Origin of the sequence: Bartonella clarridgeiae ATCC 51734 (assembly GCF_000518185.1) — a bacterium.
Taxonomy (GTDB): domain Bacteria; phylum Pseudomonadota; class Alphaproteobacteria; order Rhizobiales; family Rhizobiaceae; genus Bartonella; species Bartonella clarridgeiae.
The window spans coordinates 33,180-47,924 of record NZ_JADC01000017.1 but is presented as its reverse complement, the minus strand read 5'-3'; the positions used below and the strand labels follow the sequence as shown (position 1 = coordinate 47,924).

Sequence of the window (14,745 nt, the reverse complement as noted above, 5' to 3'; positions counted from 1 at the left end):
AGTTTATGTTTATATAACAAATCACCATGAAGCACTATTTTAGAAAGCAATTGGGCATGAACACCTAAACCTGCTTCCACTGTAGAACCAAATGCTCCTAACTGAAAAGCATCTTTAAAATGCACTATCCGTTTATTTTCATAATTATGGGCAAAATGAAATTTGCTATAAAAAGAAACAATACGTCCTTCTTCAGACCCCATCATAGTTTTAGTGAAACGACCACCAATACTTGCAATCCATTGGTTATGATTTCCTAAATCAATATCAAACCGATCAATATCACGAGCCTTGTCAAACATCACAGACTGATAAATAACTTGCAGCTGTGGCTCAACAACAAATCCATCATAATTCGTTAAAATAGCTTGACCTCCCATTAAAGAAGAACTCAGAAGTTCACCCCTTAACGTCGCTGTTTTCCCTCGAACCAAAGTCGAAACATCACCTTTAAAGGAACCACAAGACATAACTCCATTCACATAAAAGCCTGTATCATACTGTAAGTGAGCATAAAGCTTTCCTGACCATTTATTAAATATACTCTTCTGACTTTGTTCAACAACATAAGGCTGAAGAGAAAGGCTACTATAAGTTCCTATAGCTCCCAAAGACAAAGCACTATGCTTACTCTCTAACGTCTTTAATACAACACCTGCCATCATAGCATTATAGTCAAGATCAGCGCTATAACCATATTCAAAAACAGTCAAATTTGAAGCATAGCGATAATTACTACCATAACCATGTATGAAAAAGTTTGCCTTTCCATTGTGCCCAGTTTCATTGGTCCCATTGTGCGTAGATTCTAATAGTTCATAGTGATTATTTATATCTACCAAATTCGCATGGAATAAAGCATGAGGCAAGACTAAATAACTTGGAAGCTGTGGCACAACTACCGGCACTCTTTTTTCAGGTAAGCCTGGCTTCTGGAAACGTCGAGGTTTAAATGATGCAAGGTCTAATGACATAGGTTTTAAAAAAGGGAGAAAACTAATATATTCAATCTGAAGACGATAATCCCAAAAAGGCTTACTAGATTTACTGTCTCTATTTTCTCTTTCCTCATTATTTCCAACCAATTTTTGTTTTGGATCCGCCGCCCCTAAAGCAGAACTTGGACCATAAGCATAAAGACGATATTGATAAGGTAAATTATACAAGGTGATATAATCATTAAATAATTTAAAAGAATCTTCCTGAGCTGCTCCAGAAACCTGAATAATAGAAATACCCTTGTTATTATTTTTTGCACCTCGACCTATTTCGTCTCCTGGACTTCCTGAAACAGCTAAAACATGAACTGTAGTAGTACCAGATACGTCTCCATGAATTAAAAGGCGATCCGTCTTTTGACGAGCAATCTCCCCTCCTTGATTTAGATAAGTATTAATATAAAGTTCTGCATTGCCCTGCGCTGTATAAACAGTGCCGCTCCCTTTACCAATACGGAGCGTTTGATAAATATTGGATGTTGGCTTTTCAAAAATAATGCTACTATCTGAAAGGATCATAGTAGAAATAGATGAATCTGTAACACTCAAATCTTTCGAAGGTTGCTGTTTCCTTTTTGTCAAAGTCCATGTCGAATGATTTTTTAAATGCAAATTTGCTATAGCTCCATTAGTAATTAAAGAACCACCTTCCAGTTTAGATCCATCAGCCTCAACTTTTACAACGCCACTATTAGCTTGTAACAAAAGATTGCCAGAAAGAGTTGCATTCTCTGACAATTTAAAGGTGAGATTATGGGTATTATCAGACTTATCACTATAAATAACCGCACTTTTGGGAACAGAAAAATTTGTTTTCTTCAAAGAAACAACTATACTATTGTGATTTTCTAGAGATTTTCTATTATTTCCATTAGAAATGTGATTTTCTGGAGATTTTCCATTAGAAGATTGGCTCTTCTTATCCGAATAATGTAAATACATGCCATAAAATTGAGCACTATTTACTTGAATATTTGCACTATCAATATCAACCTCTATTGGTCCTGAAGCTTTTTTTTCTTCTCTAGACCCTCCAACGTCAAATACCAGACCATGCGCATATTCTAGAGTAACATTTCCCTCCTCCATCTTAAAAACACTATCTGGATGTATGTGAATAGCAGTTTGAACAGTAGAAGAAAATATAGCATGCTGACGGTTAACAGTATCACTGCCTTTAACATTATTACGAATAGTAATATTTTCTAAAATAACCTCTCCTGTATCTATATAAACTGCATTACCTGCCGTAAAAGTAATGTCTCCCTTGTTTTCATCTCCCATCATAATAATAGAAGCATTTTCCTTATTTAAAAGACCGACTCCCTTATCACCTACTGTAATGCTTACATCCTCTAACCCAATATAAGCTCTATTACCATGAGAATAAACAGCAACCTCACTATCTTTAATTGATCCCGATGTTATGTATATTATACTATCGGCTTCAGCATTAAGACCTACTGTTAGGTCTTTCAAGGTTGCTTCACCTACAGTAACTGCTCCCTGTTGTTTTACCCACACACCATATATATGCTCAGTACCTTTAGGCTGCTCACTCTTTTGTACTGGACCAAAAATCTTCATATCGTCCACATCAATAACAGTGCCCAATTCCGACGCATATATTGCAACTACCCCTTCATTTAGTGCAGCTAACTCTTCATTGTTGTTTTTACTGTTATTTTTTTCTTTCTTCTTTTTTGAACTATTGCAATTTTTCTGATCGGATTTGCAACAAAAGGCTTCACTTTTATTAGGTATACTACATGTTATATTTTTTATTGTACGGACCTTTATATTTCCATCGTCTCTATAAATTTCTGCAACAAAAGCACGATCGTCCGATTCTATTTTACGAGGAACTTTAGTTTTCGGATAAACAGTATCAGCTATAAAAAGAGAAGAGAAAAGAAGAGAAAAGAAGAGAAAACTTGCAGCATATTTAATATTTACCATTACAAAACTCAATAAAGTTTCAAATATTTAAAATCGTTTAAACACATTATGAGCTATATAATAGCAATAAATACATTTCAAGTTATTATTATAACATAAAGTATCTTTATTACATACTGTATATTTGTATTGACCTTTACCAATTAAAAACTACTCAATGAACAAAATTAAGATTTAAACTCGATATTAAATTAAAAAAGAATCTCTTAAGAGCTGAATTTTAAAATATAGAATGCGGTAAATATTAATCAAAAAAATAACAAAGAAACTAATTTAAATAAAAAATAAAATGGTGCAATTTTTGTTAGAAATATTTTATTGGCAATATTAAGAGAATTTCTTATACTTTTTCTTTTATGGATCTGTACTTTACTTAATAATTTGTACTAAAATTCATGTCCTATGATTATTTTGTAACAATAATGATAATGTTTTTGGGTACAAAATAACAACAAAAAATAATACTTATGATCACGTGTTTTATTATTGGAAATAAAATAATATTATAACAATCATTGTTTAAAATGAAAACCTTAAATATAATGCCCATCAATCAACTTGAGCCAGCTTTTTTCATCTAGGACCTCAACACCTAATTGTTGAGCTTTAGCCAACTTCGATCCTGCTCCAAAACCTGAAACAAGAAAATCAACCTTTTTAGAAATAGAATTCGATGTCTTAGCACCTAACCGTTCTGCCAAAGCTTTCGCTTCATCCCTCGACATATGCTCCAAAGTTCCTGTAAAAACAATAATTTTCCCTGCTAACGGCGAATAATCTATTTCCACAGGAACTTCATGAAAAGGAGTGACTTCTTTAAGCAAGGCTAATAAAACGTCGCGGTTATGCACTTCTTGATAAAAATCAATAATCGCTTCACCAACACGAGAACCAATTCCTTCAATATTGGTTAATTCAACCCAAATCTCATTACCTTTACTGAATTTATCACTCGGCATAATGGCTGACATCGCAGCAGTCTCAAAAGCAGTATAATTTTGGTAAGCACGAGCAAGACGTTGAGCATTAACTTCACCAACATGACGAATTCCTAACGCAAACAAAAAACGACTTAAAGAAACTTTGCGGCGAGCATTAATGGCATTATAAAGCTTACGAACTGAAACAACTCCAAAACCTTCCATATTTTCTAAACGTTTCAGAGAATTTTCTTGACGTCGTTGTAGAGTAAAAATATCCGCTGGCGAATGAATACAAAGCGTTTCATCTTGAGCATGAAAGAAAAATTCCACTTGTTTTCTACCAAATCCCTCAATATCAAAGGCATTACGCGAAACAAAATGACAAATACGCTCAATTGCTTGCGCTGAACAAATAAGCCCACCTGTACACCGACGAACTGCCTCACCCTTTTCACGAACAGCATGACTCCCACAAACAGGGCACAAGTGAGGAAAAACAAAAGCAGGAGTATCTCTTGGACGCTTTTCAACAAGAACATCAACAATCTGGGGGATCACATCACCAGCACGTTGTATAATCACAGTATCGCCCACACGGATATCACGTCCTTCACGAATTGGCTCATTCTTATAGCCAATTCCTTTAATATAGTCTTCATTATGCAAGCTTGCATTGGTAACTACAACACCACCTACAGTAATAGGTGTAAGACGAGCAACAGGTGTTAATGCTCCAGTTCGACCTACCTGAATATCAATACTTTCTAAAAGTGCTATAGCTTTCTCTGCCGGAAATTTATGCGCAATTGCCCAACGTGGCGAACGAGATACAAATCCCAAACGGGTTTGGAGCACCAAATCATTAACTTTATAAACAATTCCATCAATATCATAGTCTAATGATTGGCGACATTCTTCGATAAAATGATAATATGAAATAAGATCTTCTAATTTTTCAAAAACCTTTGTTAACGGATTAATAATAAAGCCATATTCTTTAAGCCTTTCCATCATCTCCATCTGGCTTTCAACAGGCATTTCACTCATTTCACCCCAAGCATAAGCAAAAAATTTAAGATTTCTGCTAGCGGTTATCCGTGAATCAAGCTGACGTAAAGAACCAGCTGCTGCATTCCTAGGATTTGCAAAAGCTAATTTCCCTTCTTTCTGTTGGCTAATATTAAGTAGCTGGAAATCTTTCTGCCCCATATAAACTTCACCACGAACCTCGATAATATCAGGAAATTTACCCTGTAAAACCTGCGGAATATCAGCAATTGTTCGTGCATTTGTAGTGACATTTTCACCTATATATCCATTTCCACGCGTTACAGCACGTACAAGTTTTCCTGTCTCATAGCGTAAAGATAAAGATAAACCATCAATCTTCGGCTCGGCTGTCATTTTTATTATCTGTGTTTCTGGAAATCGTAAAAAACGACGAATACGTTCAACAAATTCACTGACATCTTTAAAATTAAATGCATTATCTAAAGATAGCATTGGTTGTGCATGAACAGATTTTTCAAATTTCTCAGAAATCGGCGCGCCAATTTTAAATGTAGGAGAATCCGCACGAATTAATTCAGGAAATAGATTTTCAATTGCCCCATTACGACGACGGAGAGCATCATATTCTGCATCAGAAATCTCAGGCTGATCATCACGGTAATAAAGCACATCATGACGTGCAATTTCTTTTGCCAACCATTCCAACTCACTTGCTGCTTCAAGAGCAGTTAAGTTTTTAATCACATCCTTGTCCATAAATTCTATTCCAAATCTTGAGTGAAGACTATACATAAATCCCACTGCTTATCATAGAGAATCTAAATGAACATATGCTTTATAGTATCTTCATTACTTCCTAATTATGCCTGTGCTAAAAGCTTTTGGGCCGCTGCACGTGCTTCTTCAGTAATTTGTTCTCCTGCCAACATGCGTGCAATTTCTTCTGCACGTTCATGATTTTCTATTTTATTGATACTCGTAACAAAGCATCCTGTATCACCACTTTCAACCTTTGAAATAAGAAAATGATTATGGGCTTTAGATGCCACTTGCGGTGCATGTGTGACAGAAAAAACTTGAATATTTTTTGATAAACACAACAACCGCTTTCCAATCGCAGCAGCAACAGCCCCACCAATACCTGTATCAATTTCATCAAAGACCAATGTTGGTGCTGACCCACGATCAGCCAATACAACCTTCAGTGCCAATAAAAAACGAGACAATTCACCACCAGAAGCCACACTTAATATCGGTCCTGCTTTTGTTCCAGGATTTGTGCGTACCCAATATTCAACACGATCTATACCATCTGGGCTATACTTTTCAGCATCACTGTGCATTTCAACGATAAATTCTGCCTTTTCTAATTTCAACGCAGGTAATTCATCCATAACACTTGCAGATAAACGACGCGCTACCTTTTGACGTTTTATCGAAAGCGCTTGTGCCAATATGTCATAATCTTTTTGCGCTTTTCGAGCCTCAGTTTCCAAATGAACTAATGTAGCTTGAGCACAATCAAAATCAGCAAGCTCAGCACACATCTTATCGCGTAACTGAGCGAGTTCAACTCCAGAAACATGATATTTACGAGAAAAACCTCGAAGTGCAAAAAGGCGCTCTTCTACTCGTTCCAATTCGTTAGTGTCAAAATCCAAAGCTTGCATTGCAGCTTCGATACCATCTCGTGCCGTTGCGAGTGCATGCAATGCATCGTCGATAGACTTCACTACAGGTGTAATCAAAGCCTGTGCTTCAGGAATTTTCCGCTCCAAACGTCTTACCAAATTGGCAAGAACAGGAATTGGTGATTTCGGCCCCCCCAGGAGATCATCAGCCTCTCTAATATCGGTTGCTATCTTTTCTAATTTAAGCATATCAGCACGGCGAAGAGATAGAGCATCTTCTTCATCAGCTTTAAAATCAAACTTATCAAGTTCTTCCACACTTGCACGAAGATAATCAACTTCACGTGCAGCATTTTCAACTTTGACACGTTGTTGTTGCACGCGTTCTTTTAACGCATGCCATACGCAATAGCATTCGCGCAAATTTTCCACTTCACTTTCAAGACCACCAAAAGCATCTAATAATTGGCGATGCGTACCAATATCAACAAGCGCACGATCATCATGTTGTCCATGAATTTCAACTAACATACGGCCAATACTGCGCATCAATGCAACGCTAATCACCTGATCATTCAAAAAACCACGACTACGACCATCATTCGATTGTACACGCCGTAAAATGATATCACCTTCATCATCAAAGCCATTCTCACATATCAGTCGGCGCACAGGATGTGAAACAGGAATATCAAAAATAGCTGTCACCTGCCCATGTGTCATACCATGACGCACAAGGGAAGCATCTCCACGTCCACCAAGAGCTAACGATAGAGAATCAAGTAGAATAGATTTGCCTGCTCCAGTTTCTCCAGTTAAAACTGATAAGCCTTTTGTAAAATGAATATCAAGTCTTTCGATCAAAACAATATTATGAATCGAAAGCTGCACTAGCATATAAAATCAATTCACCTTGTTCTTATGACCACTTAAAGCACGTGAAATCCAAGAAGATTTGTGCTCTTGAGGTGATACACTATTTTTTTGCAGTAAATCATAAGAAAATTTATACCATTTACTTCCTGGGTAATTGCGACCCAAAATAGCTGCTGCTGTCTGCGCTTCCATAGTTAAACCAAGAGCAAAATTAACTTCTGTCAATCGGAAAAGTGCTTCTTCGATCTGGTTTGTATCTGAATACTCTTCAATCACAGTACGAAACCTTCTACTTGCTGCTAAATATTGCTGACCTTCTTCATAGTAACGGCCAATCTGCATTTCTTTACCAGCTAATTGCTCCCGACCAAAACGTATTTTAGCCTTAGCATCACTGACATATTCTGATTGTGGATAGCGTTCTATCAAAAGTTGCATAGCGGCAATAGCACGCTTAGTATCCCGCTGATCGCGGGTAACATCAGGAATCCGGCGGAAAGAGGAAAGACCAATAATATAGTAAGCATAAGCAGAATCATCCGCCAGAGGATAAAGAGAAATATAGTGCTGCGCCATACTAATTGCATCATCATACTTAGCTAATCGATAATTTGTAAAAGCACCCATTACCAACGCTTTACGGCCCCATTCAGTATAAGCGTATTGTTTTTCAATAATAGCAAACTTTTTTGCAGCTTCATTAAGTCGCCCCGCATCAAGATTAGCAAGCGCTTGATTATACAAAACATCCGGCGGATCGATTTTTAAAACATGCACAGATGGATCAAGGACATTTTTACCTTTACCTAAACACCCTGCTAAACAGCAAGTTCCCCCCAAAAAAATCCCAATCAAGACTTTGCGTACAATGGTCAATTTTCTATGCGCTATATTCCCAATATACGTATCAGGTTTGTTCATAGTTTCTCGGCCTCCAGAAAATGTCATTTTGCAGAAAATACTCATTAAATTTTATATCATATCACTTTCAAACCAACTAATAGAATTTATATACTCTAAATCCCCATCTAGAATTTATATACTCTAAATCCCCATCCACTTTAAAATTATATAGAACAGGGTAAAGTTTTTTAAATTTCTTTTCATTCTATTTATACATTGCTTTTTTCGTAACATGATTCGTCGCGTAAAACAGCCTTAACTAATTCTGAATTAAGCGCATGTCCACTACAATAGGAACGAAATAATCCAATAAAAGGCGCACCAAGTAAAGCAGTATCACCAATAGCATCAAGCATTTTATGCCGAACAAATTCATTTTCAAAATAAGTGCCAGTTGGATTAATAATTTGATTATCAAGACCAATAATAAGAGAGTTTTCTAAAGAAGAACCTATGCCTTTCCCAGAAACCCATAATTTTTCCACGTCCTTAACAAAACCGAAAGTGCGTGCACAAGACAAATCATCTCTAAATCCTTGTGAAGTAAGATCAAAACTCAAATGTTGTTTGCCAATAACAGACGCAGAAAAAGAAATCGTAACATCAAAACGACGCCCGTCAAATGGCAAAAATTCTGCCATGCCATTTTCTGTTTCAACGCGTACTGGTTTTTTTATAACAAAATAAGATCGCAATGCTGTCTGCTGGATAATACCCGTTTTTTCAAAACCGTGACAATACTGCCACGAAGCACCATCCAAAATAGGTACTTCATTGCTTGACACCTCAATAATAAGATTATCCAGATCATATGCAACAATTGCTGCCATCAAATGCTCAATTGTTTCAACTCTTATATCTCCACATCCAAGTACTGTTGATAATTCAATTGCTCCAATTTGTGATGCATGCGCTGGAAATATTTGCTCTTTCCCATCTATGCCATAACGCTTGAAAACAATACCACATTCAACATCAGCTGGATAAATTTTTACAACAGATAAATGTCCACTATGAACACCATGCCCTTTAAATATTAATGTATCTTTAAGAGTTGATTGATATTTCTGCACCAACTTATAATACCACTTCATGAATTTTCTTAATAACTTTTTTGGACTCTCATCATAAGACCATCAAAATTATCTTTACGGTAAATAATCCCGTTTAATGAGAAAGTTTAAAACTTCCCATAAAAATTCTATAAGTTATACTATAATAAAGCCTCCATTTTACTATCGATAGAAATATAGAATTCTCTTCTTTACCAACTTTTATATCCATTAATGTGCTTGACGACGCAAAAACGCCGGTATTTCCAATTCATCCTCTTCACTGACACAAACGTTTTGATCTTGCGATGCGTGTTGCTGCAATTCAGTAGAGTGACGTGGTATATACACAGAAGTATCTTGAGAAATTCCCTGAGAGCTTGCACTAGAAATATGAGAATCCTTACACAAAGAAGAATTCACAGCAGGCTCTAACCGAGCTTCTGGTTCAGCTTCTTCACGATACGTCAAACTTTGTTTCAAGCGCTGCCAAAGATTACGTGGTCCTTGATCGGCATTAGAAAAATTTGTACTTTGACCGCGAATAGACGACGGGAAATCCTTTAACTCAGGCATGCGCATTGACATTGAATGAGATTGCATTTGCGCTTGTTTTTTCTTCTGTTCTACAATTCTAGTCATGTCATCAAGAACATGCGCCGTTGCTTCCATATTCACTGCTTTAGCAACAGGCTGTTGAGAAACGCAGCCAACCTGCATACGTAATGCATTTGATGTCTGTCCATGTATATTTTGCCCATAAGAAGCAGCATTCATACTTCGCGGAGTATATGTATCTGTAGACTGCACAAAAAACTGACTTTTTGGACAAAATGGCTCTTCAATTGGCTGTTTCATTTCTACTTCAAGAGCTTCTATAACTTCTACCATCGATTCAGAACGCAACGATGATGATTGAGAAGAAGTCTGTGTTACTCCAGCATCATTCTTACGCATTGAAGTTGCAGACCGATGAAATTTAGTATTAGAAGGCTGTATTACATCATTAATCTCACGATCAATACCAGTCGCAACCACCGATACACGAATAACACCCTCCAGTGACTCATCATCAATAGCACCAAAAATAACATTTGCATCAGCATCAACTTCTTCCCTAATACGATTAGCCGCCTCATCGACCTCAAACAAGGTCATATCGCGACCACCCGTAATGGAAATCAAAAGACCACGAGCCCCACGCATCGAAGTATCATCTAACAATGGATTTGCAATAGCAGCTTCAGCAGCAGCCAAAGCACGTCCATCACCAGACGCCTCTCCAGTTCCCATCATTGCACGACCCATCTCATGCATAACAGAACGAACATCTGCAAAATCAAGGTTAATCAGCCCTTCTTTAATCATTAAATCTGTAATAGAAGCAACACCAGAGTAAAGAACTTGATCAGCCATAGCAAAGGCATCAGAAAATGTTGTTTTTTCGTTCGCAATACGAAAAAGATTCTGATTAGGAATAACAATCAACGTATCAACAGATTTTTGTAATTCTTCTATGCCAGCTTCTGCTGTCTTCATCCGACGTGCACCTTCAAATTGGAAAGGCTTCGTCACAACACCAACAGTCAAAATACCTTTTTCACGTGCTGCATTGGCAACAACAGGAGCAGCTCCGGTTCCTGTGCCTCCACCCATACCTGCTGTAATAAAAACCATATGAGAATCTGCAAGATGATCGATAATTTCATCGATACACTCATCCGCAGCAGCCCGCCCAACTTCTGGTAAAGCACCAGCACCTAAACCTTCTGTTACTGCTGCTCCAAGTTGGATCACACGTTCAGCTTTTGACATAGCCAAAGCCTGTGCATCCGTATTAGCAACAACAAAGTCAACCCCCTGAAGGCCAGCATTTATCATATTATTTACGGCATTTCCGCCACCACCCCCAACACCAAAAACGGTAATACGTGGCTTCAATTCCGCAATATCTGGCCGGTGCAGATTAATCGTCATGTTTTTTTCCTTCTCATAAAACACCGCAAGCCAAAGCGATGAAAATTAATAACCAAATAGACTTAACTTAAAAACTCTCACGCAACCACTGACCAACACGCTGAAAATACCCACCTGTGCCAGTTGATAACTGTCTCACTGTCGTTTGAATTGTTTTTTCTTCAAAACCCGCTAATTGCGGATAGATTAACAATCCAACAGCAGACGAAAACGCCGCTCCCTTTGCAGGAGCAGGAAGCCTAGAAACGCCTAAAGGTCGCCCTATACGAACATTTCTTCCCAATATATTACGCGCCATTTCTGGCAAACCCGTTAACTGACTTGCTCCCCCAGTTAAAATAACACGCTTACCAATAATGTGACCAAACCCAGAACAATTTAAATAATCACGAAGCATTTCTAATATTTCTTCAACACGTGCACGAATGATACGGCCAAGAACAGCACATGGATATTGAGTTTTATAATGCTCATTTCCAATTTCTGCGACATTAATCATATGATGATCAGGAGCACTTTCTGAAAGTGTTGATCCATACATAACTTTTAAACGCTCTGCTTCTTCAATAGACATAGATAATCCCCGTGCAACATCAAGAGTTATATGGTGCCCACCAATCGCAAGTGTATATGCATGAACAAATTTTCCTTCAGAAAATATTGAAAATGTCGTTGTTCCAGCACCAAAATCAATACATGCAGCTCCTAAACGCGCCTCATCATTAATCAAAACTGCGAGACCACTCGCAAAAGGTGTCGCAACCATTGCTTCAACACTTAAATGAGCACGATTAATACAAGCTTCCAAATTACGTAAAGATGCTGTTTCTGCTGTCACCACATGAACATCTACCCCAAACAATTCACCTATCATTCCAATAGGATCAGAGATCCCTTTATCTCCATCCAATGCATAAGATACCGGAATTGAATGTACAATATGACGATCAGCATCAAAAACTTTACGCGAAACATCTGCTAATGCCATACGCATATCACGTGCAGTAACTTCACGCCCACCTAAATGTACTGTACCATTAACAAACGCACTTTTTAGTCGGTTTGAGGAAAAGTTTACAATTACTGAATCCACTACCAAACCGGCCATTTTCTCTGCCGCACCAACAGCTAAACGTATTGACTTTTCCGCTGCAAGCATATCCATAACAACACCAGATTTAATACCGCATGAGCGCTGTACACCGAAGCCCAAAATCTCCATAAAATGTGTACGACCATGTAAATGTTGCGAATGCTTCAAAGGACGTAAACAAGCAATAAGACAAGCAACTTTACTTGAACCCACATCAAGAACTGTCAGAAAACGCGTTTTGCGTCCCCCCCCATGATGTGATTTCAAAAACATCATATACTCCTTTCTTTCAATATCTTTAAAATACGTTCTTCTTCCATTAGCATAGCACGATGCCTTGCTAACACTTCATCCGACAAAGCAATCGTTATTCGATCAGAAAGACGTAAATCAATGCTTAAAGCATCGCGAGAAAAAAGATCATCCACCATATCCGTCTTCACAAGAGCAACAAGCCTTTCAATAGCGCCTTGTTCAGGCAACATAATACGCACTCCATTCTCTAAAAAAATATCCCAACGCCGATCGCCTACACGTACATAAGCACGGATACGATCGCGGAATTGCGAATATGCTGAAAGCGATTGGATAAACAACTTAGCTGCATTTTGTGCTCCCTGACCAACAACGAGTGGTAAATCCTGAACTAAACCTGCCTGAAATGGTAAAATAATATACCCCGTATCATCAATAATATCCATTACACCGTCATGTTGCCAAATCGCATATGGTTCACGCTCCACCACTGCAATATATATCCGATTAGGATAAATTTTTTGAACATAAGCCGATTGAACCCACATCTGTTGTTCTAAAGTAGAACGTGCTTTATCAACATCAAAGCTGATAATTGATGGATGAGCATCAAGCTCTAAAAGCTTCAAAATAGATTGTTCCGTCATATTTTTATTGCCACTCATATCAACATGAGTAATTACAAAACCAAAATTTGACGTCGCAAACCTTATAATTTTGTCCATATGACTGCTAGAAACAATTCCATAAAATAAGGAAAGCAAGAAAAAAGAAAAAACAGCAAAAGAGCCAAAATAACGCGGTACATGAATATCAACTAATACAAATTGCAACATAAATCGAAGAAAGCGACGATAAAAACGTCGGAAAATTGGCACTAATAGCACCTTTAAGGCTCCTAAAACTCCCATCTTACCAACATTTAACGCATACATGACGCGTCCTCCACTATCCATTTAACAATGTCGCTATAAGTACGACCACTTGCTTTTGCAATATCTGGCACAAGAGACGTTACTGTCATACCGGGTTGCGTATTAATTTCGAGCCAAATCAGCTCTTCCGTTTCTTCATTAAAACGAAAATCAGAACGACTAACACCTCGACAACCTATCGCTTGATGTGCTGCTAAAGACATTCTTTGCACTTTTTGGTAAATATTTAATGAAAGTTGTGCAGGACAAATATGAATAGAACCACCAGCTTTGTATTTTGAATCATAATCATAAAACTGGAAATGCTGATCAGGTATAATTTCACAAACATCTAGAACTTCATCACCTAAAACAGCGCAGGTAAGCTCCCGACCAGGAATATATTTTTCAACAATCACCTCATCTTCATACTTCCACTCAGAGCTTGCAATATTATGGGGTGGGCATTCTTCATCACCCAACACAATAACAACACCAAAACTTGATCCTTCATGAACAGGTTTAATTACATACGGCGGCTCCAGAGGATGTTTTACCCCAATTGCAAAACGATTCATTACATAAGAAGGAGCAACAGGCACACCAACACTAGCGGCAATAATTTTTGCCCGTCCTTTATCCATTGCTAATGATGACGCCATCACTCCAGAATGCGTATAAGGAATTTTTAAGTATTCAAGAATGCCTTGAATACATCCATCCTCACCAAATGAACCATGTAATGCATTAAAAGCGATATGTGGTTGTAATTTCTCAAGAATAGAAGCAATACGACTATCAACATCCACACGGGTTACATAATAGCCATGAGCTTCAAGAACATCAGCGCAAGCAGAACCTGAAGATAAACTTACAGACCGCTCTGATGAAACCCCTCCCATCAATACAGCTATATGCTTACCTTTCATAACGACTTATCCCTCTTTATATACTAAATACAGAATATATAAAAATTAAAAATACTATATATAGGAAAGAACTAGATTTATCTTTGCGAATCAATAACCTAGCGTTTTCTCTAATGAATCAGACTCAAGCGCTTGACGCAAGAGCTTCTCTGTTAATTTATTGATTCTTAATAGAAATTTTTTCTTATCTCTTTGAAATGACTCAATTTTTTAGTTACCTAAAA

At 37.5% G+C, this 14,745-nt stretch carries 9 protein-coding genes; all 9 read right to left on the bottom strand.

All coding sequences use genetic code 11. The features are described from left to right. Window positions 1-2,957: autotransporter outer membrane beta-barrel domain-containing protein (locus T420_RS07030; protein WP_051406286.1), on the bottom strand; the 2,957-nt coding region annotated here is incomplete at its 3' end. 533 nt (window positions 2,958-3,490) lie between these two features. Further along, entirely contained in the window at window positions 3,491-5,647 is a 2,157-nt protein-coding gene (gene ligA / locus T420_RS0105155; protein WP_013545299.1) for an NAD-dependent DNA ligase LigA, read from the bottom strand. A gap of 104 nt (window positions 5,648-5,751) precedes the next feature. Then, window positions 5,752-7,419: a DNA repair protein RecN gene (recN, locus tag T420_RS0105150; protein WP_013545300.1), complete on the bottom strand. Its 1,668-nt coding sequence runs from the start codon at window positions 7,417-7,419 to the stop codon at window positions 5,752-5,754. 6 nt (window positions 7,420-7,425) lie between these two features. Then, window positions 7,426-8,346 (bottom strand): outer membrane protein assembly factor BamD, encoded by a 921-nt coding sequence (locus tag T420_RS0105145; RefSeq protein WP_013545301.1) that lies wholly within the window; start codon window positions 8,344-8,346, stop codon window positions 7,426-7,428. Between the two features lie 164 nt (window positions 8,347-8,510). Beyond that, on the bottom strand, window positions 8,511-9,395 hold the full coding sequence (gene lpxC / locus T420_RS0105140; RefSeq protein WP_013545302.1) for a UDP-3-O-acyl-N-acetylglucosamine deacetylase: 885 nt from the start codon (window positions 9,393-9,395) through the stop codon (window positions 8,511-8,513). A gap of 189 nt (window positions 9,396-9,584) precedes the next feature. Beyond that, entirely contained in the window at window positions 9,585-11,330 is a 1,746-nt protein-coding gene (gene ftsZ, locus T420_RS0105135) for a cell division protein FtsZ (RefSeq protein ID WP_013545303.1), read from the bottom strand. A 67-nt stretch (window positions 11,331-11,397) separates the two neighbouring features. Then, window positions 11,398-12,699 carry a cell division protein FtsA gene (ftsA, locus tag T420_RS0105130; RefSeq protein WP_026501205.1) on the bottom strand — a complete coding sequence of 434 codons (1,302 nt, stop codon included), beginning with the start codon at window positions 12,697-12,699 and terminating at the stop codon, window positions 11,398-11,400. Continuing rightward, window positions 12,696-13,613 (bottom strand): cell division protein FtsQ/DivIB, encoded by a 918-nt coding sequence (locus T420_RS0105125; RefSeq protein WP_013545305.1) that lies wholly within the window; start codon window positions 13,611-13,613, stop codon window positions 12,696-12,698. Before T420_RS0105125 ends, ftsA begins: the two co-directional genes overlap by 4 nt. Then, entirely contained in the window at window positions 13,601-14,521 is a 921-nt protein-coding gene (locus tag T420_RS0105120) for a D-alanine--D-alanine ligase (RefSeq protein WP_013545306.1), read from the bottom strand. Before T420_RS0105120 ends, T420_RS0105125 begins: the two co-directional genes overlap by 13 nt. Window positions 14,522-14,745: the final 224 nt, after the last annotated feature.

What these genes read in the sequence shown, in the direction of transcription:
- ftsA (WP_026501205.1), bottom strand. Translation starts at nt 12,699, where the DNA reads ATGATGTTTTTGAAATCACATCATGGGGGGGGACGCAAAACGCGTTTT.
- ftsZ (WP_013545303.1), bottom strand. Translation starts at nt 11,330, where the DNA reads ATGACGATTAATCTGCACCGGCCAGATATTGCGGAATTGAAGCCACGT.
- T420_RS0105125 (WP_013545305.1), bottom strand. Translation starts at nt 13,613, where the DNA reads ATGTATGCGTTAAATGTTGGTAAGATGGGAGTTTTAGGAGCCTTAAAG.
- lpxC (WP_013545302.1), bottom strand. Translation starts at nt 9,395, where the DNA reads ATGAAGTGGTATTATAAGTTGGTGCAGAAATATCAATCAACTCTTAAA.
- recN (WP_013545300.1), bottom strand. Translation starts at nt 7,419, where the DNA reads ATGCTAGTGCAGCTTTCGATTCATAATATTGTTTTGATCGAAAGACTT.
- ligA (WP_013545299.1), bottom strand. Translation starts at nt 5,647, where the DNA reads ATGGACAAGGATGTGATTAAAAACTTAACTGCTCTTGAAGCAGCAAGT.
- T420_RS0105120 (WP_013545306.1), bottom strand. Translation starts at nt 14,521, where the DNA reads ATGAAAGGTAAGCATATAGCTGTATTGATGGGAGGGGTTTCATCAGAG.
- T420_RS0105145 (WP_013545301.1), bottom strand. Translation starts at nt 8,346, where the DNA reads ATGACATTTTCTGGAGGCCGAGAAACTATGAACAAACCTGATACGTAT.